This is a genomic window from Bacillus sp. (in: firmicutes), assembly GCA_012842745.1.
GTDB lineage: Bacteria > Bacillota > Bacilli > Bacillales > Bacillaceae_J > Schinkia.
The window spans coordinates 172,784-195,544 of record DUSF01000035.1 but is presented as its reverse complement, the minus strand read 5'-3'; the positions used below and the strand labels follow the sequence as shown (position 1 = coordinate 195,544).

Sequence of the window (22,761 nt, the reverse complement as noted above, 5' to 3'; positions counted from 1 at the left end):
TACTCCATCCGATAATTATGAAAGAATATATTTACAAAAAAAGAGCTAAAGGATGCAGTATGCAAACTTAGCTCTTTTTATTGGAAAGTAAAGTGTACTTAGCCTCTTAAGGCTGCACCTACTTTTTCTTCAACAGCCTCTAACACTTGTTCATGTGCTTTAGCAACTTCTTCATCTGTTAATGTTTTTTCTGGATCAAAATAACGCAATGAGAAAGCAAGTGATTTTTTGCCTTTTTCCAAATGCTCACCTTGGTATAAATCAAAAATTGATACTTCTTTAAGAAGCTTGCCGCCAGCTTCTTTTATAGCAGCTTGAATATTTCCTGCAACAACATTGTCGTCGACTACTAAAGCAATATCACGTGTAATCGATGGGAAGCGTGGTATTGCTTCATATTTAATTTCCGGAGCATCTGCACGCAATAGTTTATCTAAGTTAATTTCGTATACATATGTTGGGGCAAGGTCAAGCGCCTTTTGCTCTTCAGGATGTACTTGACCGACAAAACCAAGATATTCATCGTCCAACTTTATGATTGCTGTCCGTCCAGGATGAAGGCCTTCTTTCTTGCCTTGTTCAAAGGTTATACGGCCATCCAAACGAAGCAAGGCAAATAAGCCTTCAAGAATTCCTTTGGCTACAAAGAAATCAACAGCTTTCTTTTCCCCTTGCCAAGAATGGGTGTGCCATAATCCAGTTATCGCACCTGCCAAATTCTCTCTTTCATTTGGCTGTTCTGCTTCAATTTTCTCAGGGATTAAATATACTTTTCCAATTTCATAAAGTGCTACATCAGCGATTTGACGTGCATTGTTATGAGCAACTGCCTCAAGTAAGTGCGGCACTAAACTCAAGCGTAACGTACTGCGCTCTTCACTCATTGGCATTGATAGGCGGATTGGTGTTGCTTTTGTAGTATCATCTTTATACCATTCCACTTTATCGGAGCTTGTTAGTGAATACGTAACAGCCTCAGTCAATCCTGCTCCTTCTAAAAATCGGCGGACCTTACGGCGCTTAGCTTGATAAGTAGATAATTTTCCAGGTGTTGCATCACCGATTGGCAATGTCGTTGGAATATAATCATAGCCGTAAAGGCGGGCCACTTCCTCAATTAAATCTTCAGGAATCGCAATATCACGTCTTCTTGACGGTGCTGTTACTGTAAATTCACCATTATTTTCTGTGTAGGCAAATTGCAAACGTGCAAATATTTGCCCTACTTCCTCCGTTGTGATGCTAGTTCCCAAAACTTGGTTAATGCGCTCCGTTGATACAGTCACTTTTATAGATGTAGTATCTAAATAATCGACGTCAACAACGCCTTCGAGAATTTCCCCACCAGCAAGTTCAGCCATTAATGCTGCGGCACGATCACCTGCTTCTTTTGTACGAAGTGGGTCTATACCTTTTTCAAAACGAGTGCTTGCTTCACTGCGAAGAGCATGATATTTTGATGCCCGGCGAACTGTTTGACCATTAAAAACGGCCGCTTCGATTAAAACATTAACGGTACCATCATGTACTTCAGAATCAGCACCGCCCATTACACCTGCCAAAGCAACAGGCTCTGTACCATTTGTAATCAGAAGCTGGTCATCTTTTAATGCTCGTTCTTGGTCGTCAAGCGTTACAAATTTTTCTTCCTGTTTTGCCCGTCTTACTAAAATTTCTTTTGATCCTAAACGGTCATAGTCAAAGGCGTGTAACGGTTGGCCATATTCAATTAAAATATAGTTTGTAATATCAACTACATTATTAATTGGGCGGATGCCAGCAGCCATTAAGCGAGTTTGCATCCATAGCGGTGATGGAGCAATTTTGACGCCTTTTACGACACGAGCAGCATAATACGGACAATCTTCCTTTGCATCAATCGTAATTTTAATATAATCTGAAGCTTTTTCTTTCGTTTCAGTAATGACTAGTTTTGGCAGCTTTACTTCACGTCCTAAAATGGCAGCAACTTCATAGGCAACACCTAGCATGCTTAAGGCGTCAGAACGATTCGGTGTTAAGCTAAGCTCTAGCACTTTATCGTTTAAATTTAAGTATTCAAGTGCGTCTGTACCAACCTCTACATCAAATGGAAAAACAAAAATTCCTGTTGCATATTCTTTTGGTACAAATTTCGTTTCAATACCAAGCTCTTGTAAAGAGCAAATCATCCCATTGGAAACCTCACCACGGAGCTTTGCTTTTTTAATTTTAAAATTTCCTGGAAGAACAGCACCGATTTTCGCAACAATGACCTTTTGTCCTGCTGCCACATTCGGTGCCCCGCAAATAATTTGCTTTGGCTCCTCTTCGCCAAGGTCAACTTGACAAATATTAAGCTTATCAGCCTCAGGGTGTTTGACACATTCTAAGACATGACCAACAACAATACCTTCAATCCCTTTATTCAAAACCTCAACTTGTTCAACTTCAATCCCGGCTTTCGTAATCTTTTCTGCCAAGTCTTCAGCTGAAATATCATTTATATCAACATAGTCTTTTAGCCAATTATAAGATACTAACACGTTGTAACCCCCTTAATTATGCGCGTTTAAATTGTTTTAAAAAGCGGATATCATTCGTATAGAAATGACGGATATCATCAATGCCGTATTTCAACATCGCGATTCGCTCAGGCCCCATTCCGAACGCAAAGCCTGTGTATTTTTTCGAATCAAAGCCAGCCATTTCAAGAACATTCGGATGCACCATACCTGCACCTAGAATTTCAATCCAGCCTGTTTGCTTACAGATGGAACAGCCATGCCCGCCGCACATACAGGAAACATCTATTTCAACGGATGGCTCTGTAAAAGGGAAAAAGCTTGGGCGAAGGCGAATTTTGCGGTCTTCGCCAAACATCTTTTTCGCAAAAACTTCAAGTGTTCCTTTCAGGTCGCTCATTCGAATATTTTCATCAACAACTAAGCCTTCAATTTGCATGAACTGATGGGAATGGGTGGCATCATCATTATCACGACGATACACTTTTCCTGGACAAATGATTTTTACAGGTCCACGGCCTTCATGTTTATGCATAGTTCTCGGCTGAACTGTAGATGTTTGGGTACGCAGTAAAATTTCTTCTGTTATGTAGAAGGAATCTTGCATATCCCGTGCTGGATGTCCTTTTGGCAGATTCAACGCTTCAAAATTGTAATAATCCGTTTCCACCTCAGGGCCTTCGGCAATTTGGTAGCCCATACCGATAAATAAATCCTCAATTTCTTCAATGACAGCAGTTAATGGATGATGGTTGCCAGCGCGCACTGGGCGTCCTGGAAGCGTTACATCAACGGTTTCCATTGCCAGCTTTTTCTCAACTTCCTGTTTTTCAAATCTTTCCTGCTTTTCTTCCAATTTTTCTTGAATTGCGGCGCGAACATCGTTAGCTAGCTGCCCAATAATCGGCCTTTCCTCTTCCGATAATTTTCCCATGCCACGTAATACTTCTGTAATCGGACCTTTTTTTCCTAAATAAGCAACACGGATGTCATTTAATGCTTTTAAATCCTCGGCCTGCTCCACTTTTAGAAGAGCTTCTTTTTGCAGTTCTTTTAATCGTGCTTCCATTGTGATTTTGATCCTCCTTAAATTTTTAGAAAATAAAAAAAGCCTTCAATCCCAATAAAGGGACGAAAGCTTATCATTCGCGGTACCACCCTAATTAACAGCACATATTACGTACTGTTCACTTCATTCAAATAACGGTTTTCTAACCGGAATACCTTTACTTTTGGAATGACCAGTTTTCGTGATTCCGGTCAATCTTCAGGTCCAAGTATCAGCTCCAGAGTGAATTCGGCTACTTCAATCATAAAGATGCTTGCAGTCTACGGCATCTTCTCCCTACATGTTGAGAGGTAACGTACTATGTTCCTTCATAGCTTATGTCTATAAAATTTTCTTTACTATTATAGTATATGTTTAAGAAAGAGGCAAACGTTTCTGAAAATTACCCACGTAAATGGTACAAAAGAATCCCTGTTGCTATGGACACATTCAATGATTCAGCTTTGCCGTAAATCGGGATATAAAGATTCTCGTCCGTTTGCTTTAATAATGTAGGATCAACGCCCTTTCCTTCATTGCCAACAAGCAAGGCAAAATTCTTCTTTGGCTCAATTTCTTTATAATTGCGTGCACCTTCTAGTGCGGTGCCAAACACTGGTACACCAATAGCAGTTAGACGTTTGATCCATACATCTAAGCTTCCTTCCATAATCGGAATATGGAATAAAGAGCCTTGTGTCGCCCGAATGACCTTGCCATTATATAAATCTACACAGCCTTCCCCTAGAATAACAGCATCCATTCCAACCGCATCTGCTGTGCGAATCATTGTGCCAAGATTGCCTGGGTCTTGAACATTATCAACTAATAGAAGCTTAGCTGTGGCGATATTGATTGGTGTCGGGCCTTCTATTCCACATACAGCAGCAATCCCTTGCGGTGTTTCCGTATCAGAAATATGCTTCATAATATCTTCAGTCACTTCAAAAATATCAATATTCCCCACATCTAATAAGGAATATTCCGTACCCTCTCGCACAATCAATTCTTTAATAAAAGCCTTATATTTCAATGCCTCCTCGATTAAATGCATTCCTTCTATTAAAAACAAACCAGTTTTATTTCGTTCTTTTTTTGTTTGTAGCTTTTTCCACTGCTTCACACGTGGATTTTGTGTCGATTCAATTCGGCTAATCATCATATGCCACCTCATCATCTCATTTCACTATTCATTATAACTAGGAATTTTACATAATCCAATTAATTTTGTAGAAACTAGTAAATGAAACCTTATAGAAAAAACATTTTAATGAAAGGAGATGCCGATAAATGAATTTAAATCTTCGCCATGCAATTATTCAAAATGTTCACGATAACACAAAGGAACAGCTAGAGGATACCATTATCGATGCAATCCGTAGTCAAGAAGAAAAAATGCTGCCAGGGCTTGGTGTGCTTTTTGAAGTAATTTGGCAAAATGCCAATGAGGAAGAAAAAGAAGAAATGCTCAGCAACTTAAAAACCGGCTTGCAAAAGCAGTGAACAAAACAAAAACGGGGCGGTCTTTACGTTATAAAGATACCCCGTTTTTGTTCGCGTTTTTTAATCAAAAATGATTTCCTTTACCTTAGTTGCATCTAACTGTTTAATGACTTCCACGATTAGTTTTACGGCATTTTCATAATCATCACGGTGAAGCATCGCCGCATTTGAGTGGATGTAACGCGTTGCAATTGTAATCGCTAAAGCAGGCACACCATTTGCCGTTATATGAATCGAGCCTGCATCCGTTCCGCCGCCAGCCATAGAATCAAATTGATATGGAATGTTATGTTCCTCAGCAATGCTAACAACAAAGTCGCGCAATCCTTTATGGGAAACAATCGATGCATCATATAAAATAATTTGTGGCCCTGCTCCCATTTTACTAACAGCTTCTTTTTCAGTAACTCCAGGCGTATCCCCCGCAATGCCAACATCAACCGCAAAACCAATATCAGGTTTAATTTGCGCTGTTGCTGTTTTTGCACCTCTTAGCCCAACCTCTTCTTGCACGGTGCCAACACCGTAAACTATATTTGGATGTTCGACACCTTTTAAATTTTTTAAAACATCAATCGCAATCGCACAGCCAATGCGATTATCCCATGCTTTCGCAAGCAGCATTTTTTCGTTATTCATAACGGTAAATTCAAAATAAGGAACAATCGAATCACCAGGCAAAACACCCCATCCCATCGCTTCTTCCTTGCTTGTCGCGCCAATATCAATAAACATATCTTTAATATCAACAACCTTTTTACGAGCTTCAGGAGTCAAAATATGCGGCGGTTTTGAACCGATGATGCCAGTGATGTTTCCTTTTTTCGTCATCACCGTTACACGTTGAGCCAGCATCACTTGCGACCACCAGCCACCAACTGTTTGGAATCTTAGAAAACCTTTCTCAGTAATTTGCGTCACCATGAAACCAACTTCATCAAGATGTCCGGCAACCATGATTTTCGGACCATCTTCTTTGCCTATCTTTTTGGCAATTAAGCTACCTAGGTTATCACTAATCATTTCGTCAGCATATGGAGCTATATATTTTTTCATAACCTCCCGAGCTTCACGCTCGTCTCCAGGAATTCCTTTTGCATCCGTTAAATCCTTTAACATTGTCAACGTTTCATCCAATTGCTTTGTCATATGTATAAAAGACTCCCTTCCAATTTTTAAAATTTGGCGATTATCATTAATATCCCTGATCTTGGCGCTTATGATTCACTTCATTTTTCATTCTGTATGCTTTTTCAATATCATCTGCTGAAAATCCGAGCAGTTTACCTAATAATATGTATTCATTAAAAATTTTATGGTAGTTTTCTGAAGTTAATTGTCTGCGAAAATCGATGATAGTTGCATACACTTCTTGGAATTGTTCTACTAAGTCTCTGTATTCATCTACTAGGCTCAAGCTTACATCGGCTTCAATGCCTAGTTCAAGCCCTATTGACAAAATAAAGTGAATGCCATCGACGTACTCCTCTAAAATGACATCACGTTTGGCAGCTGCTTTTTTACTCCAAAATTTAAAGCAGCGGGTTTCATTGGCGAGTTCACCGAGCTCTACTAAAAGCGCCATAATTTTTTTATCCATTAAATCGGCTTGTTCAAGCCCGTGCTCTTTTTCAATCCGCTGATCTAATTCTCTTTGAAGACTGAATAATTTTGTTAACATCTTGAATCCTCCTACCTTGTGCATATTCTCCATTATAACAAACGCATTCATAGTTAAACTATAATGTTGCTGTGTAAATTTATCATTAATTGAAACCAACTATATCCCCGAACCGTATTGTATAATAATGATACTAGCAATTTACTAGGGGGTTTTGTTATGTTTACTGTCATCCTCTTTCGATTTCTAATTTTAGCATTAATTATTTTCCTTATTGTGAAAACTGTCAAATATATCTTAAATCCAAAACGTAAGCTTGAGCTGGCCCATGAGCAAAAACAATTTTATTTTTGGGACGACCGTGACAATGTTCGAAAAAACTTTTTAATTACGTATAAAGGGGTACTTTTCGAAGGGGAAAAATATTTGGGAACTACTGAAAATGCGTTCGATGTTGTCTCCATTTTTATTTGGGCAAAAGACACGAATAAATTGCAGGGGCTAGAACGTAAAGATTTCTTAAAAATAGAGGAAGCGGTCAAAAAAAATTATCCGAATGCAAGAATTGATTGGAAAAATCCAATTCGCAACTTTTTAAATCACGAGGAATAGAGCATACCCATAGCACAAAATATTTACTAAAATGACGAGTGGCATCCCAATGGTAAATGTTTTGTGCTTTGTTTTATGATGGTATGATTGCATCCCCAAGTATAATCCAATGCCGCCACCTAGGAGTCCGATTGTCCAAAATCTCATTTCCGGTATTCTCCACTGCGCCTTTTGTGAGCGCTTTTTATCGACCCCCATTAAAATAAACCCCGTAATATTGATGATGATGAAATATCCGATTAATATATATATATTCATAGTGTAGCTCCTCTCAATTACCGAAAAAGGCCATCCCTCTACAATAGTGGAATGACCTTTTTTACGATAGTTATTGTATGCTTGCTTTTGCTTTTGATGCTAATTCTGCGAATGCTTTTTCATCGCTTACAGCAAGTTCAGCTAACATTTTGCGGTTGATTTCGATACCAGCAACCTTTAAGCCGTGCATCATGCGGCTGTATGAAAGACCATTCAAACGTGCAGCTGCATTGATACGTGTAATCCAAAGCTTACGGAAGTCGCGCTTCTTTTGGCGACGGTCACGATAAGCATACATTAAAGATTTCATTACTTGTTGTTTCGCAACTTTAAATAATGTATGTTTTGAACCGAAATAACCTTTTGCTAATTTTAATACGCGTTTACGACGACGACGCGTTACTGTACCGCCTTTTACTCTTGGCATGTGATTCCCTCCTAAGATCTATGTCTGAAATAAGTCTGCTATTTTTCCCGAGTCTGCTAAAATGACTGTTCCACTTATAAATTATAAGTTGGAAATCATTTGCTTAATGCGCTTATAGTCACCAGCACTTACTAAAGCACCTTTGCGAAGCTTGCGTTTTACTTTTTGTTCTTTATTTGCAAATAAGTGGCTTGTATAAGCATGTGAACGCTTCACTTTGCCGCTTCCAGTTTTTTTGAAACGCTTTGCTGAAGCTCTATGAGTTTTCATTTTTGGCATTTGGTTTTCCTCCTCAAAATCATGGTTGTATAACTTTTACTTATTTTCAGTTTTAGGTGCTAATACGATAAACATACTGCGACCTTCCATTTTTGGCTTTTGTTCAACGATGCTAACTTCCGCACATTGCTCAGCTAGACGATCGAGAACTCTTTGACCGATTTCTTTATGTGTAATTGCACGACCTTTGAAACGAATACTAGCTTTTACTTTATCGCCTTTTTCTAGAAACTTGATTGCATTTCGAAGTTTCGTATTAAAATCATGTTCTTCAATAGTAGGGCTAAGACGTACTTCCTTAATACTGATAACCTTTTGATTTTTACGTGCTTCTTTATCTTTTTTCTGCTGCTCATAACGGAATTTACCATAATCCATGATACGGCAAACAGGTGGTTTTGCATTCGGAGCAACCATCACTAAATCTAAATTAGCGGTTTGCGCCATTTCTAAAGCTTCGTTTCTCGACTTTATACCGATTTGATCGCCATTAGCACCAACGAGTCGAACTTCACGTGCGCGAATTTCCTCGTTAATCAATAAGTCTTTACTAATAATTAGCCACCTCCAGGGTTTTTTCACTGAATTTTTCGTTTGGGCGACGTTTGATTACATAAAAAAACGTCGGCATACATACTACACCCACGTTTCACGATCTTCATTCATCCGAGACTGTGTAAACCCATCAACAACGTTTGCGTCAATTAGGTGAGAAGCGGGTGCCTCTACTTTTTCCACAAAGAAATATTCAATTTGACCTATTTATGGTAGCATAAGAAATTTTTAATGTCAACATACAAAAGACTAATTTATTAACAACGCTGTTAATAATAACTGATACAACCAAAAGTTGCAAGTATTTTATTGCAAAATAGGCTGCTCTATTACAGAATCAGCCTATTCACTACTATTTTCTACTATCTATGACCCTTTCGTGCAACTTCATCCTTTAGTGCTTCCATAAACTTTGCAAATGAAACTGTTTCAGATTTGTTTTCACCATATTTACGGACATTGACGCTTTCTTCTTTAATTTCATTATCGCCAACGACAAGCATGTAAGGAATCTTTTGCATTTGAGCTTCACGGATTTTATAGCCTATTTTTTCGTCACGCTCATCGATTTCAACACGGAAGCCTTCCAATTGTAGTTTTTCCTGAACTTGCTTCGCATAGTCAAGATGAACTTCGCTTGAAACCGGGATGACCTTTGCTTGAACAGGTGCTAACCATGTTGGGAAGGCACCTTTATATTCCTCAATTAAGAAAGCAACAAAGCGCTCCATTGTCGATACAACACCACGATGAATAACGACAGGACGGTGCTGCTTGCCATCTTCCCCAATATATGTTAAATCAAAGCGTTCCGGTAGCAAGAAGTCTAATTGTACGGTTGACAATGTTTCATCTTTTCCTAAAGCTGTTTTTACTTGAACATCAAGCTTCGGACCGTAGAAGGCTGCTTCCCCCTCTGCTTCATAATAATCAAGTCCAAGGTCATCCATGGCCTCTTTTAACATCGACTGAGCTTTTTCCCACATCGCATCATCATCAAAATATTTTTCCTTATCTAGAGGGTCACGATAGGACAAGCGGAATGCATAGTCATTAAAGTTGAAATCTTTATAAACCGCTAAAATTAAGTTAACTACACGCTTAAATTCATCTTTAATTTGGTCTGGACGTACAAAAATATGCGCGTCATTTAAAGTCATGCCGCGGACACGTTGTAACCCGGATAGTGCTCCCGACATTTCAAATCGATGCATTGTACCAAGCTCGGCAATACGAATAGGTAACTCACGGTAGCTATGCATGCTGTTTTTATAAACCATCATATGGTGCGGACAGTTCATTGGGCGAAGAACCAATGATTCATTACTATCCATTTCCATCGGTGGGTACATATCCTCTTGATAATGATCCCAGTGACCTGACGTCTTATAAAGTTCCACATTTGCAAGAACAGGTGTATAAACGTGGCTATACCCTAGTCTTTCCTCTAAATCAACGATATATCTTTCGATTTGGCGGCGGATTGTTGCACCTTTCGGTAGCCATAGTGGCAGACCTTGTCCAACCAATTGTGATACTGTAAATAAATTCAATTCTTTCCCAAGCTTACGATGATCACGTTCTTTTGCCTCCTCAAGCAAGCGCAAATGCTCGTCCAGTTGCGCTTTTTTAGGAAAAGCAGTTCCGTAAATACGCTGCAGCATTTTATTATTGCTGTCTCCGCGCCAATAAGCCCCTGCAATGTTCATAAGCTTAAATACTTTAAGTTTACCAGTTGATGGAACATGAACACCGCGGCAAAGATCAGAAAACTCACCTTGAGTATAAATTGTAATATTTTCGTCTTCCGGAATCGCACTAATTAACTCAACCTTTAATGGATCACCAATTTCTTCATACATTTTTAATGCATCATTTCGTGAAACGACTTGACGTTCAACAGGTAAATTCGCATCAATAATCCGCTGCATTTCTTTTTCAATCTTCGGAAGGTCTTCAGGTGTCAGCGCTTGTTCCATATCAATATCATAGTAAAAGCCGCCTTCGATGACAGGTCCCACTCCTAATTTTACATCGTCAAATAATCGCTTAATTGCTTGGGCCATTAAATGCGCTGTACTGTGGCGTAAAATTTCCAGGCCATCTTGTGTATCATATGTGATGATTTCAATTGCACCATCTTCAAGGATTGGGGTACGCAAATCGATTGGATTCCCGTTTAATTTGCCAGCTAAAGCATTTTTCTTTAGACCTGAACTAATTGATGCCGCAATTTCTTCTGTCGTTGTTCCTTTTGGAAACTCCTTTACTGCACCATCAGGAAATGACATCTTAACTAATTCTGACATTTTGTTGCACTCCTTTTTCAGTAAAAATAAAAAACACCCATCCCAAATAAGGGACGAGTGTTGGTCTCGTGGTTCCACCCTTCTTCCCATTCGGCAAAAAATAAGCTGCGTACTCGTTGTCAGCTTACTTTCCTGTCTATGGCTTGAAGTCGAATAACGGTTGTTGCCGTCAACGGTTATGTCCCGTTGAAGTTTAAAGGTGGTAGGCAATTTTTCGTGTATAGAAAGCTTGCAGCCGTGGCTTTCCTCTCTAAAATACCGTAAAAATAACCCATGTCCTCATCGTAACAGATTTGATATTTGATTTAACTATGTACGTATTATATCCACATCTAACAAATAAAATCAAGCGACAGTTTTACTTTTACATTGCTTACATATTAAACATCTGCCCCTTTAACTGTTGAAAAGCTTCCTGCGACCGCAATTCGGCCCGCTCTAAAAAAATGTTTTGAATTGTTTGAATTAGACCATGATCTAGCCTGTCAGTATATAAATAGACCGTTCTAGGAGCAATGGAGATGAGCGGAGCAATCACTAAAGAATCCGTATCAATATCCTCAATTTTGATTAATTGTTCATCAATTAAATAGGTGAGCTGCTCTCTGCCAATTTCATTTAAATTTCTGTCAAAAAAGCGAAAATCCTCCTCATAAACGAGATGAATAATTTCCATTAAAGAGTCCTTGTTATAGACATAGCTCCGTAAATTTTCAACGAAGTTTTGATACTCCTGCTCTAGTTTATATTCATCGATGGCAGCCTCAATATACTGAAGAAGACGAATCCGGTATTCTTTTAATCGAAATTGCAAAAACGCTTCAAATGAAAAGGAAACACTTGTTGTTAAAAAATCTCTTAAAGAATTTTCAATCATCTTTTCCCGAGGGAGATGGTCATTCAAATCGGTCACCACTGGCATCTCTGCTTTTTCACCGTCGATGATTGACCTTGCAATGGACATAATCTGCCTTTGCTCCTCCATATCTGTAAAATAAAACATATTACTAATCATTTCTTTCATCCAATTTACTTCAACGATTTTGATAATGTATTTCATGATGACTGGAATGATAACAGTCGAAATAATTGAATCAAACGATTTCTTAAAATTTATTTTCACAAGAACCTCTGGCTCATAAATAATGTTTACCTGAACATGCGCGGAGTTAGGATGATGATGTTCTTTTATTAATTGAAAAAGTAAAACTGCATCTTTTTTTTCACGAAATTGGATTGTTATCATTTATATATGGTCCCCCTTTTGCTGCTTTCGCAGCAAATACCTGTTACATGTATATGGGGACAAATTTAAAAAAATGAATAAAAAAAACGGAGGCCTCTTCCTCCGTTTATTGCCATTCTTCTAGATTCGCATCTTTTTTCCGATAGTCATTGCCATCTAGCTTCAAAATAAATGTATTTTTTAAAATTCTCGATGTATTTCTTTTTCCGAACATCTCAGAAAATTGTTCAAAATTAAGATTCGTAGTAAAGATGGTCGGCTTGCCAAGCCTGCTATCCAATAACTCAAAAACCTTTTGGATATCATGATTAGAACCTGCTTCAGCACCCATATCATCGATGACTAATAAATCGATTTCCTTCATTTTTTTCATAACATCAGCAGCAGTCAAGCCGCTATCATCGTATTTGGAATACGTATTTTTAATCAATGAAAGCAATAATGGCAAACTAATAAATAAGCCGCTATACTCCTTTTCGATGACGACTTTTAATATAGATACAGCCAAATGCGTTTTCCCAATACCTGTCTCGCCAAATAATAGTAGATTTTTAGGGGCTTGTCCACTTTTAAAACTAAAATTGCGAGCATAGGCCATACATAGCTTTTTAACATCATTTTGCAGCTTCGTGGTAGGCTGATAGTTTTCAAATGTAGCTGTTTTTATATCTTCGTTCATTAAGGAATTTTGATTAAAATAGCGGAAAAATCGTTCCTTTTTCAATGATTCAACATTTTTTTCAATCTCTTCAGCCAACGCCTTGTCAGGACATTTACACCCGATTTTAAATTTCTGTAGCTGTCCTTTATTCGGCCCGCCTAAAAGGGGGAGAAGCTGCTCCTTAACATGGCTATGGCAGCCGTCACAAACATATTCATTGATGATTGTTTTTGGCTGTTTAAAATCATTTTCGAAAAGGTCAACCAACACATCACCTACTTTCCTCAATGATTACTCCTCCTTTCCTTCAATTAGGTCGAACATCTTTTGCATCCGTTTCTGACGTTCTTCTTCCGTTCCATCTGTCGTTGTTTTTTGTGAATTATTTTCAGATTCATCAATCCCAAGCATTAACTGCCGCCTTTTCGCATCAGGGCTCCATTTATTTTTACTTTGATTTCCTAAAGCTTTTTGTTTTTCTTTTTGCTGACTTTTTTCTGCCCATTCTTGATATTTACGATGCTCTGCTTTTGCTAAATCCATTGCCTCTTTAGTTGTCTTCACTTTTTTCCGCACCCAATGCCCCGCAATTCTCTCAATATAATTTTTTGATAGCTTTAAATCGGTTCTAAGCATAGCATAATGGATTAACACATTCACTACACCCGGATTAAGCTTTTGATTCATCATCACATTTTCAATAATTTGTAAGTCGGCTGCCGTCGGTTCAACACCTTCAGAAATTTCAACTAATAATTGGTGCGGGGAGATTCTATCAAACTTCTTAATTAATTGTTCATCATCTTCATTGATTGAATCTTTGTCAAGCAGTGATAGATGCTGCAAACTTTGTGTTTTATAAACTAAATTTGGCAGCTCACCGCCATGATTAATTTGATAATAATCCCGCGCCGATTTTCGCAATAATTCGATATCAATTTTATCATTTTCATCCAATGCCCACATCACTACTTTTTTCATCTCAATCGGATCGATGGAATAGATGTAAGCAAGCTTGGCAATCATTTCTTTAACCTCTTCGTTGACAGCACTTTTTGGCATGAGAGCTTCCGAAATACCAGCAAAAAACAAATTAAAATCAAAAATATTTTCGGAGATGAAAATACCGGCAGAATACCCTTTTTCTATCATTTGTTCCTTGTCATTATTCGGAAAGACCGTTATCATTTCTTCATTTGATAACTTAAACTCTGATGTTGTTAATGATGAAAACACAGCATCAAATGACCGTGTCACATCTTTATAAATGGTTTCTTCCATTTTTTGATCTTTAAAGAAGCTGCTCACTTTTTTAAAGGTTGGTTTACCAAGACGATTATACAAAAATATATTTAAAACACCATCATTGAAATATTGTTCCGGAGATAACGGTGGTTGAAGTTCGTAAATAAATGTTCGGCCTTCCTCTGTTTCTTTTAAATACGTTTTAAGCAAGCCGATGCCTTCGAGCTTTTTCCGTTCCTCAAAGATTTCATTTAAATTTAACTGCATCATACTCATGAGATGATAATGTGTACTTTCTTTTCCCCATAAACGATTGATTTCCACTTCACTCCAAAGGGTCATATACAACGTATAGCTCGCTTGTCCTATTAATGGTTGATATAGTAACGTTAACACTTTGCGATCAAGATCCTGAAGAACGCCGTTTGTTCTAACAATATATTCGTCTCCCGGGAGCAATTCCGTCCAATGATAAGTCACTTACAATAACCCCCTATTAACTCATAGAAGTAGAAAAAGAGCTTTCTTATTGTAGAAGCCCTTTTTAATCTTTTTTTATTAATTCCTTCAATTCATCTATAAACACATTTATATCTTTAAATTGTCTGTAAACAGAAGCAAAACGTACGTAGGCAACTTCATCGACTTTTGCTAATTGATCCATAACCATTTCGCCAACAGCTTCACTTTTAATTTCTGAGATTCCTTGGTTTCGTAATTCTCTCTCAATTTCATTGACAATATCCTCAAGAGTTTGCAATGGAACCGGCCTTTTTTCGCATGCTTTAATAAGACCTCTTAACATCTTCTCACTACTAAATTCCTCTCTTATACCATCTTTTTTCACAACGATTAATGGCGTTTCCTCCACCTTCTCAAATGTTGTAAACCGATGTTGGCATTTCTCGCATTCTCTTCTTCTGCGAATAGAACGTGCATCATCCACAGGTCGTGAATCAAGAACCCTTGTCCCATTATATTGGCAATGCGGACACCTCATAAAATCAACTCCGTCAATTGGCGCATGACCGTTTCTTACTTATATCATATATAAAATCTGTTTAATTCACAAGTTCTTTTCGTTGGAAATGTATAAGAAAACAAAAAGCAGATAGCCATTTGACCATCTGCCTTTTTGAATTTATTATTACACTGTAACTTTCGCAGCATTTATGATGCCATTTGCTACTAATCTTGCTAAGTCGACAACGCGACTCGAATATCCCCATTCATTATCATACCAAACTAACACTTTTAATTTTCTGTTACCAATTACCATGGTTGAAAGTGCGTCTATAACACCTGAATGGTCGTCAGTAGTAAAGTCAATCGATACTAAAGGTTCATATGTGATTCCTAAAATGCCTTTCAAATGACCTTCTGCTGCTTTTTTCAATACTTCATTTACTTCTTCGGCTGTTACATCACGCTTTAAATCAACAACTAAATCGACTAAAGACACGTTAGGTGTCGGAACACGCAATGCTAAGCCATGTAATTTGCCAGCCATTTCAGGCATTACTGTTGCGATTGCTTTTGCAGCACCTGTTGTTGTAGGTATAATCGATTGTGCACAAGCACGAGCACGACGAAGGTCTTTCTTATGTGGGTTATCAACATTTTTTTGGTCATTTGTATAAGCATGAACTGTTGTCATTAATCCATTTTCTATTCCGAATTCATCATTGATTACTTTAACAACTGGCGCTAAACAATTTGTTGTACAAGATGCATTCGAAATAAGATGGTGGTTATTATGATTATATTGATCGTCATTAACCCCCATAACAATTGTAATATCTTCTCCTTTTGCTGGAGCAGTGATAATAACTTTCTTAGCACCTGCATCTAAATGAGCTTTCGCTTTTTCTTTCGTTACAAATTTCCCAGTTGCTTCAATAACAATATCTATATTTAAATCTTTCCAAGGGAGAAGATTAGGGTCCCGTTGATCTAATAGTTGAACACGTTTGCCATTTACAATCAGTGCATTTTCCTCTACTTCAATTGTTCCATGAAATTTACCATGGACGCTATCATATTTTAACATATGCGCTAAATTTTCAGCTGGGTAGCTTGCATTAATCGCTACAATTTCAAATGATTCATCGAAAATTGCACTCCTAAAAAACATTCTACCTATACGCCCAAAACTATTAATTGCTACTCTTGCCTTCACCTTATTGACTCCTTCCGGATTATGTTATACTTAATTAACCTTTCAGTACAAATAGTATAACATAAATAAAATAAAAATGGTTAGACTAACACATATTTTTTAAAAATAAAATAAAAAATAATATTCTTAGTTTTGAATAGTGTTATATCAACTGCCAATTTCTCAAAACCTCTTTTAATTGCTCAGATGTATCCACCATTGTTCCATTATTATTAATAACTGCATCGGCCATGGGAATTTTTTCTCTTAATGGCATTTGTGAATTAATTCTTGCATCAGCTTCATTGAATGATAAATGATTTCTTTCCATTAATCTTTTCATTTGCACTTCCGGGTCCACAAAAATCAGCATAATTTTATCAACAAGATGTGTCAATTTGCTTTCAAAAAGCAAAGGGATATCTAATACAATGATTTTTTCCCCTTTTTCAATATATTCATTTTTTAAACGATTCATTTTTTCGCGTACGGCTGGGTGGACAATACTATTTAATTTTTTTCTTTTTTCTTCATCATTAAATACTATTTCACCAAGTTTAGTACGGTTAATTGCTCCGTCTTCATGAAGGATGCCTTCGCCAAATGTAGCAACTATGTTTAAATAAGCTTCTTCCCCAACTTCAACAACTTCACGGGCAATCACGTCGGCATCAATTACGATAATGTCGAGATTTCTTAGCATATTGGCTACCGTACTTTTTCCACTTGCAATCCCACCAGTTAAACCGATAATAGTTGTCATACATTCACTTCCTCCCCTTAAGTGATTGGCATTTTGGGCAGAAGTGCGTTCCTCTGCCAGCAACTGTTATTTTTTCAATCGCTGTCCCGCATCTTTTACATGGTTCACCTTTTTTACTATAAACAAACAATTCAAGCTGAAACATGCCGATTTCGCCTTGACTATTGACATAGGAGCGAATTGTACTCCCACCTTTTTCCACCGCTTCTTTTAATGTATCGATTATTTCTTGATGTAGTCGTTTGATTTCCTTTGCTTTAAGTGATTTCGCAGGACGTTCAGGATGAATCCCCGCCCTAAATAACGTTTCATCAACATAAATATTGCCAAGCCCCACAACTATTTTTTGATCTAATAAAGCTACTTTAATTTTTCTATCGGTTTTCTTTAAGTGTTCACTTAAGTACTGAATTGTAAAATCGCCAAAAAATGGTTCTGCACCTAATTGCGATAAAGGCGGCTCTTTTTCTTCAGTGTCTTTCACAAATAAATGCATCGTTCCAAACTTCCTTACATCGCGATAGCGAAGTTCGGTACTATCTGTAAATGTGAAAAACACATGAGTATGTTTATCAAAAGGTTCCTCTTTCTTATACAAACCATAGCGGCCTTCCATGCGCAGATGGGAAACTAAAACATAATCATCAAGAATAAATTTCAAAAATTTCCCTCTTCTTTTGATATCAATAATCGTTTGACCTGTTAACAGCAATTGGAACTTTTTAATATCGTCAGGTGCTTTTATCAGCTTCGGCCATAGCACTTCAACATGGTCAATTGTTTTGCCTTTTACTAAATTTAGTAATGTTCTGCGGACTGTCTCGACTTCTGGTAGTTCAGGCACAACCCCACCTCCCTTTACGGGGTCTGACCCCTTTTTTTCCCTCTTTACTTCGCATCAAACCATGTTGCACCATAACAATAATCAACTTTTAATGGTACATTAAGCTTGACCGCATTTTCCATTACTTCAGGAACAATCTGTTTTAATGTTTCAATTTCGCTTTCTGGTGCCTCAAAAATTAATTCGTCATGCACCTGTAGCAAAAGCCTAGTTTGTAATTGTTCTTTTTTTAAGCGCTCCACCATATCAATCATCGCCTTTTTGATGATATCAGCTGCACTTCCCTGAATTGGTGTGTTCATTGCCGTCCGTTCGGCAAAGCTGCGAACATTGAAATTTCGGCTCGTAATATCCGGTAAATAGCGGCGACGATTCAGCAATGTTGTTACATAGCCATTCGCTCTTGCCGTGAGAATACTATCATCCATATATTTTTTCACACCTGGAAAGCTCTTTAAATATTGTTCTATAAACGTAGCCGCTTCTTTTCTCGTAATCCCGAGGTTTTGCGATAAACCAAAATCACTAATTCCGTAAATAATGCCAAAGTTGACTGCTTTTGCTTGGCGGCGCATATTGGCTGTAACTTCTTCCTCACCTACATGAAAAACATCCATCGCTGTTTTCGTATGGATATCCTTTCCTTGTCTAAAAGCTTCCATTAATTTTTCATCTTCTGCAATATGCGCTAGGACGCGTAGCTCAATTTGTGAATAATCAGCCGCAAAAATGACCCAGCCTTGTTCTGATGGAATAAAAGCTTGCCGTATTTTCCGACCTTCCTCCATGCGAATCGGAATATTTTGCAAATTCGGCTCAGTTGAACTCAATCGCCCTGTTTGCGTTAATGCTTGATTAAAACGAGTATGAATTTTACTCGTATCTTTATGAACAACTTTTAACAACCCTTCAATATACGTAGACTTTAATTTTCCAAGCTGGCGATAATGCAGCAACAATGGAATCATTTCATGCCGATCGGCAAGCTTTTCGAGAACATCAGCAGAAGTTGAATAACCTGTCTTCGTTTTTTTGATTGGCGGTAAATTTAGTTTCTCAAACAAAATAACCCCGAGCTGTTTCGGCGAATTAATATTAAACGACTCTCCAGCAAGCCCATGAATTTGTTCTTCCATTTGTTTTAATTGAATATCGAGGTCATGCCCCATTACTTCTAAGCGCTCAATGTCAACCATAACACCGGTCGATTCCATTTCACTTAAAATACATGATAACGGCAGTTCAAGCTCTTTAAATAAATCATATTGATTATTCTCTTTTAGCTGTTGAACCGCTTTTTCTTTTAGTTCAAAAATCGCATCGGCTTTTCGAACGAGGTGATCAGCTAACTCTTTCTCAAGAGGAACCTTTCGTTTCGCCCCCTTGCCGTAAACTGCTTCATCCGCATTAATATTCATGTAGCCATTCCGTTTAGCAACATCTGTAATTTCATGATTTGTTTCAGCCGGATTTAAAAGATAAGAAGCGATTAGTAAGTCAAATTCAATTCCTTTTAAAGAAATCCCTCTCCAGCGAAGGGAGACAATCGCTTGTTTGCCATCAAAAATATATTTTTTGGCAGACCCATCTTCGAGCCAATTTTTAAAAAGAGTAGATGCTAAAGCTATTTCTGTTGAAATAAAAAACCTTCCTTTTTCATTTGCTAATGAAAAACCAATAATATCTGCTTCATGATAATTTTCCTCAATCATTTCAACTACTATTGCTGATTCATTTGCCAAAATATCCACTGTAATTTCCGTAACAATTTCATAGGTGATTTCGGCCATTTCATTGTTCATTTCTAGTTCAGCACTGTCACCTAATCGCCCTAACAATGTATTAAAACCTAATTCTTTAAAAATTTTAATGACGTTTTCTTTATTCATTTCGTGGCGAGCAAGATCTTGAATCGAGATAGTAATCGGCGCCTCACAATGAATGGTCGCTAATCTTTTAGACATGAGTGCTTGCTCTTTATTTTCTGTTAATCGTTCCTGTAGTTTTTTTCCACTTATCTCATCAATTGATTCAAGCGTTTTTTCAAGTGTTCCAAATTGACTTAATAGCTTAATCGCTGTTTTCTCTCCCACTCCTGGAACACCAGGGATATTGTCAGAAGCATCGCCCATAAGCCCTTTCATATCAATAATTTGTTCAGGTGTTAAATTGTACTTCTCCTTTATTTGTTGTAAATCATATGTATCAACATCTGTTATGCCCTTTCTAGTATGTAAAACCGTAACATAATCAGAAACGAGCTGCAGCAAGTCTTTATCCCCAGAAATCACTTTCACTTCAATTTGTTCCTTCTCCGCTTGTTTCGCCAATGTTCCGATAATATCATCAGCCTCATATTGTTCAAGCTCATATCTAGGGATATTAAAAGCATCTAACACTTCTCGAATAAACGGAAATTGCTCTGAAAGCTCATGCGGTGTTTTTTCGCGCCCACCTTTATATTCGGCAAATGTTTCATGACGAAATGTCGTTTTCCCTGCATCAAATGCTACTAAAATATGGCTCGGATTTTCGTCCTCTAACACTTTCATGAGAATCATCGTGAAGCCGTACACGGCATTTGTATAAACGCCTTTATCATTATTTAAAAGCGGCAATGCAAAAAAGGCCCTGTAGGCAATACTATTTCCATCAATTAACACAATCTTTTGTTTGCTCATTAAAAAACCTCCCTATTGACTATATTTTACCATGATAATATAAAAAACAGAAAAGCAATCGGCATTACTCCGATTGCTTCAAGTAAGGTTACTGTGTATATCCCATTAACAGCTTCGCGTATGGTGAGTTGGCTGGAAGCATTATCACCGTTTCCCCATCTATAGTCCGCTTATAAGACTCCAATGTTCGATATAAATTATAAAAGCTTGGGTCTTGGCTAAATGATTGGTTATACGTTTGGGCCGCCGTTTGTTCTCCTTCGGCGCGAATTTTTTCCGCATCTGCCTGCGCTTTTGCTAATAATTCTTTCACTTCCCGATCCGTATTAGCAATGATTCTGTTTTTCTCCGCATCACCCATCGATAAATATTCCTGTGCTTTTGTTTCTCGTTCAGAAATCATTCGTTTATAAACAGACTCTTCATTTTCCGCTGGCAAATCAATTCGCTTCATGCGAATATCAGTTACAATAATTCCGTAATTATCCTGTTGCAACAATTGATTTACAGTGTTTGTTACGGTTTCATTAAAGCTACCACGGTTGGAGTTTTCTTCATCAATAATTTCATCATAATTTAATTGCCCTAGCTCCGTTCTTACAATTGAAAAAATAAATTCACTCATTTTTGCCTCAGCATTTTCAACAGTACGTAAATTGGCAATCATTTTTTTGGGGTCTTCAATTCTCCATACTGCATAATTATCAACTAACATTCGTTTCTTATCTTTCGTATTAATCTCTGCTTGTTGAACTTCATAAAATTTTTGATACTTTGGCAATGTTTGGACAGATTGAATGAATGGAATTTTAAAGTTTAAACCCGGCTCCTTAATAATTTTGACAACTTCACCGAATTGCCTAATCACCTTATATTCTCCTTGTTTTACAACAAAGACATTGCTTAGAATAAAACCGATAAGAACGAAAAATATGACTAAACTAATACCTATTCTTGTGATTTTTTGCCATTCTATATTTTTGTTTTTCAATTCATCTAAATTGATAATTTTTTTATCACTCATTGTTATCACTCTCCCCCCTTCTCACCTGTCTTCGTTGCTGGAGCGGGATTTTTGCCTTCAAGCGGTCGAATTGGAAGATACTTTAATGTGCTGCCATCATCATTCATAATATAAACTTCTGCATTAGGCAATACTTGATCCAATGTTTCAAGAACTAACCGTTTTCTCGTAATCTCAGGCTGCTTTTTGTATTCATTGTATAAAGCATTGAAGACGGCAACATCTCCCTTCGCTTTTTCAATCCGTGCAGCTTTATCACCCTCTGCTTGCGAAATAGTCGCATCCTTTTCCCCTTCAGCTTCTTGTTTCCGCTTATTTAAATATTTTTTTGCTTCATTTATTTTCGTATTCATTGTTTCTCTTGCATCGGTTACTTGAGTGAAGGCCTTACGAACATCTTCATTTGGTAGCTCTACATCTTGAAGTTTTACCGCAAGAATAGAAATACCAATATCGTAATCACTTACAAGCTTAGTCAACATCTCTCTTACATTCGCTTCAATTGCTGCTTTTCCTGATGTTAAGACATCATCAATTTTTGAACTTCCAATAACACCACGTAAAGAAGCTGATGTCGCGTTATAGAGAATGTTTCGTGGGTCCTCGGCATTATATAAAAACTTGCCTGGGTCGGTAATTTTCCATTGCACGACTAAATCAGCAAGAACAATATTTTCATCCCCGGTAATCATTTTTGTATCTTCTGGAAGCTCCTCAACAATCTCACCATTTTCTTCTCTGTAGCCAAATTGCAAACTGAAAGTTTCTTTAGAAAGCTTTTGCACATCTTGGATAGGCCATGGCATTTTAAAATGCAACCCTGGCTCAATAATGCCTGTATCCACTTTACCAAAGGTCAAAATAACAGCTTGTTCAGACTCATCAACTGTATACCAACTCGTTAAGCCGACCATTCCAAGAATAAATATGATGAAAAATAGTGCTATTGATGTATAAATTCGTTTCAAACTCACCAAGATCTACCTCCCCTAAATTGCTATGGTAGTCATTAATACGTTTTAT

22 protein-coding genes and 2 other annotated features are annotated in these 22,761 nt (G+C 37.5%); of the genes, 2 read left to right on the top strand and 20 right to left on the bottom strand.

Translation table 11 applies throughout. The features are described 5' to 3' along the window. Window positions 1–98: 98 nt before the first annotated feature. The 3 genes from GX497_06015 to GX497_06005 form a co-directional block, all read right to left on the bottom strand. Window positions 99–2,525: a phenylalanine--tRNA ligase subunit beta gene (locus GX497_06015; GenBank protein ID HHY72770.1), complete on the bottom strand. Its 2,427-nt coding sequence runs from the start codon at window positions 2,523–2,525 to the stop codon at window positions 99–101. A gap of 16 nt (window positions 2,526–2,541) precedes the next feature. Continuing rightward, window positions 2,542–3,573 (bottom strand): phenylalanine--tRNA ligase subunit alpha, encoded by a 1,032-nt coding sequence (gene pheS, locus GX497_06010; GenBank protein HHY72769.1) that lies wholly within the window; start codon window positions 3,571–3,573, stop codon window positions 2,542–2,544. Window positions 3,574–3,628: 55 nt separating this feature from the next. Then, window positions 3,629–3,894 (bottom strand) — a binding site (T-box leader). A gap of 61 nt (window positions 3,895–3,955) precedes the next feature. Then, entirely contained in the window at window positions 3,956–4,708 is a 753-nt protein-coding gene (locus tag GX497_06005) for an RNA methyltransferase (GenBank protein HHY72768.1), read from the bottom strand. 134 nt (window positions 4,709–4,842) lie between these two features. Between GX497_06005 and sspI the strand changes: the two genes are divergently transcribed. Then, window positions 4,843–5,055 (top strand): small acid-soluble spore protein SspI, encoded by a 213-nt coding sequence (gene sspI, locus GX497_06000; protein HHY72767.1) that lies wholly within the window; start codon window positions 4,843–4,845, stop codon window positions 5,053–5,055. Window positions 5,056–5,115: 60 nt separating this feature from the next. Here sspI and GX497_05995 read toward each other — a convergent pair whose 3' ends face one another. Both GX497_05995 and GX497_05990 read right to left on the bottom strand, forming a co-directional pair. Next, window positions 5,116–6,204 carry a M42 family metallopeptidase gene (locus GX497_05995; GenBank protein ID HHY72766.1) on the bottom strand — a complete coding sequence of 363 codons (1,089 nt, stop codon included), beginning with the start codon at window positions 6,202–6,204 and terminating at the stop codon, window positions 5,116–5,118. A 46-nt stretch (window positions 6,205–6,250) separates the two neighbouring features. Then, window positions 6,251–6,736, bottom strand: a complete 486-nt coding sequence (locus GX497_05990; GenBank protein HHY72765.1) for a dUTPase — start codon at window positions 6,734–6,736, stop codon at window positions 6,251–6,253. Window positions 6,737–6,895: 159 nt separating this feature from the next. On the opposite strand from GX497_05990, the gene GX497_05985 reads away from it, so the two are divergent. After that, window positions 6,896–7,288 carry a sigma-w pathway protein ysdB gene (locus tag GX497_05985; GenBank protein ID HHY72764.1) on the top strand — a complete coding sequence of 131 codons (393 nt, stop codon included), beginning with the start codon at window positions 6,896–6,898 and terminating at the stop codon, window positions 7,286–7,288. On the opposite strand, the gene GX497_05980 is transcribed toward GX497_05985, so the two are convergent. From GX497_05980 to hflK, 15 genes are all read right to left on the bottom strand, one after another. Beyond that, window positions 7,271–7,540 carry a DUF1294 domain-containing protein gene (locus tag GX497_05980; protein ID HHY72763.1) on the bottom strand — a complete coding sequence of 90 codons (270 nt, stop codon included), beginning with the start codon at window positions 7,538–7,540 and terminating at the stop codon, window positions 7,271–7,273. The genes GX497_05985 and GX497_05980 overlap by 18 nt on opposite strands. Before the next feature lie 76 nt (window positions 7,541–7,616). Then, window positions 7,617–7,973, bottom strand: a complete 357-nt coding sequence (gene rplT, locus GX497_05975; protein HHY72762.1) for a 50S ribosomal protein L20 — start codon at window positions 7,971–7,973, stop codon at window positions 7,617–7,619. Between the two features lie 81 nt (window positions 7,974–8,054). Further along, window positions 8,055–8,252 (bottom strand): 50S ribosomal protein L35, encoded by a 198-nt coding sequence (gene rpmI, locus GX497_05970; protein HHY72761.1) that lies wholly within the window; start codon window positions 8,250–8,252, stop codon window positions 8,055–8,057. Window positions 8,253–8,288: 36 nt separating this feature from the next. Further along, on the bottom strand, window positions 8,289–8,810 hold the full coding sequence (gene infC / locus GX497_05965; GenBank protein ID HHY72760.1) for a translation initiation factor IF-3: 522 nt from the start codon (window positions 8,808–8,810) through the stop codon (window positions 8,289–8,291). 51 nt (window positions 8,811–8,861) lie between these two features. After that, window positions 8,862–8,989 (bottom strand) — a sequence feature (ribosomal protein L20 leader region). Window positions 8,990–9,169: 180 nt separating this feature from the next. Further along, a complete protein-coding gene (gene thrS / locus GX497_05960) occupies window positions 9,170–11,116 on the bottom strand; it encodes a threonine--tRNA ligase (protein ID HHY72759.1) in 1,947 nt (648 codons plus the stop codon). Between the two features lie 373 nt (window positions 11,117–11,489). Beyond that, complete coding sequence (gene ytxC, locus GX497_05955) at window positions 11,490–12,362, bottom strand: putative sporulation protein YtxC (GenBank protein ID HHY72758.1); 873 nt, start codon at window positions 12,360–12,362, stop codon at window positions 11,490–11,492. Between the two features lie 106 nt (window positions 12,363–12,468). After that, window positions 12,469–13,311 (bottom strand): ATP-binding protein, encoded by an 843-nt coding sequence (locus tag GX497_05950; GenBank protein HHY72757.1) that lies wholly within the window; start codon window positions 13,309–13,311, stop codon window positions 12,469–12,471. Window positions 13,312–13,314: 3 nt separating this feature from the next. Beyond that, window positions 13,315–14,748, bottom strand: a complete 1,434-nt coding sequence (locus GX497_05945; GenBank protein HHY72756.1) for a Replication initiation and membrane attachment protein — start codon at window positions 14,746–14,748, stop codon at window positions 13,315–13,317. 64 nt (window positions 14,749–14,812) lie between these two features. Beyond that, window positions 14,813–15,268: a transcriptional regulator NrdR gene (nrdR, locus tag GX497_05940; GenBank protein ID HHY72755.1), complete on the bottom strand. Its 456-nt coding sequence runs from the start codon at window positions 15,266–15,268 to the stop codon at window positions 14,813–14,815. A gap of 147 nt (window positions 15,269–15,415) precedes the next feature. Then, window positions 15,416–16,447 carry a glyceraldehyde-3-phosphate dehydrogenase gene (locus GX497_05935; GenBank protein HHY72754.1) on the bottom strand — a complete coding sequence of 344 codons (1,032 nt, stop codon included), beginning with the start codon at window positions 16,445–16,447 and terminating at the stop codon, window positions 15,416–15,418. Window positions 16,448–16,589: 142 nt separating this feature from the next. Next, on the bottom strand, window positions 16,590–17,189 hold the full coding sequence (locus GX497_05930; GenBank protein HHY72753.1) for a dephospho-CoA kinase: 600 nt from the start codon (window positions 17,187–17,189) through the stop codon (window positions 16,590–16,592). A gap of 4 nt (window positions 17,190–17,193) precedes the next feature. Then, window positions 17,194–18,033 carry a DNA-formamidopyrimidine glycosylase gene (gene mutM, locus GX497_05925; protein HHY72752.1) on the bottom strand — a complete coding sequence of 280 codons (840 nt, stop codon included), beginning with the start codon at window positions 18,031–18,033 and terminating at the stop codon, window positions 17,194–17,196. A 44-nt stretch (window positions 18,034–18,077) separates the two neighbouring features. Further along, on the bottom strand, window positions 18,078–20,714 hold the full coding sequence (gene polA, locus GX497_05920) for a DNA polymerase I (GenBank protein ID HHY72751.1): 2,637 nt from the start codon (window positions 20,712–20,714) through the stop codon (window positions 18,078–18,080). Window positions 20,715–20,802: 88 nt separating this feature from the next. Next, a complete protein-coding gene (locus GX497_05915) occupies window positions 20,803–21,738 on the bottom strand; it encodes a protease modulator HflC (protein ID HHY72750.1) in 936 nt (311 codons plus the stop codon). 5 nt (window positions 21,739–21,743) lie between these two features. Further along, on the bottom strand, window positions 21,744–22,715 hold the full coding sequence (gene hflK / locus GX497_05910; GenBank protein ID HHY72749.1) for an FtsH protease activity modulator HflK: 972 nt from the start codon (window positions 22,713–22,715) through the stop codon (window positions 21,744–21,746). Between the last annotated feature and the right edge of the window lie 46 nt (window positions 22,716–22,761).

Excerpts from the sequence above, each read along its gene's own strand:
- pheS (HHY72769.1), bottom strand. The coding sequence starts at position 3,573 with ATGGAAGCACGATTAAAAGAACTGCAAAAAGAAGCTCTTCTAAAAGTG.
- sspI (HHY72767.1), top strand. The coding sequence starts at position 4,843 with ATGAATTTAAATCTTCGCCATGCAATTATTCAAAATGTTCACGATAAC.
- GX497_05995 (HHY72766.1), bottom strand. The coding sequence starts at position 6,204 with ATGACAAAGCAATTGGATGAAACGTTGACAATGTTAAAGGATTTAACG.
- GX497_05990 (HHY72765.1), bottom strand. The coding sequence starts at position 6,736 with ATGTTAACAAAATTATTCAGTCTTCAAAGAGAATTAGATCAGCGGATT.
- GX497_05985 (HHY72764.1), top strand. The coding sequence starts at position 6,896 with ATGTTTACTGTCATCCTCTTTCGATTTCTAATTTTAGCATTAATTATT.
- rplT (HHY72762.1), bottom strand. The coding sequence starts at position 7,973 with ATGCCAAGAGTAAAAGGCGGTACAGTAACGCGTCGTCGTCGTAAACGC.
- rpmI (HHY72761.1), bottom strand. The coding sequence starts at position 8,252 with ATGCCAAAAATGAAAACTCATAGAGCTTCAGCAAAGCGTTTCAAAAAA.
- thrS (HHY72759.1), bottom strand. The coding sequence starts at position 11,116 with ATGTCAGAATTAGTTAAGATGTCATTTCCTGATGGTGCAGTAAAGGAG.
- ytxC (HHY72758.1), bottom strand. The coding sequence starts at position 12,362 with ATGATAACAATCCAATTTCGTGAAAAAAAAGATGCAGTTTTACTTTTT.
- nrdR (HHY72755.1), bottom strand. The coding sequence starts at position 15,268 with ATGAGGTGTCCGCATTGCCAATATAATGGGACAAGGGTTCTTGATTCA.
- GX497_05930 (HHY72753.1), bottom strand. The coding sequence starts at position 17,189 with ATGACAACTATTATCGGTTTAACTGGTGGGATTGCAAGTGGAAAAAGT.
- polA (HHY72751.1), bottom strand. The coding sequence starts at position 20,714 with ATGAGCAAACAAAAGATTGTGTTAATTGATGGAAATAGTATTGCCTAC.
- GX497_05915 (HHY72750.1), bottom strand. The coding sequence starts at position 21,738 with ATGAGTGATAAAAAAATTATCAATTTAGATGAATTGAAAAACAAAAAT.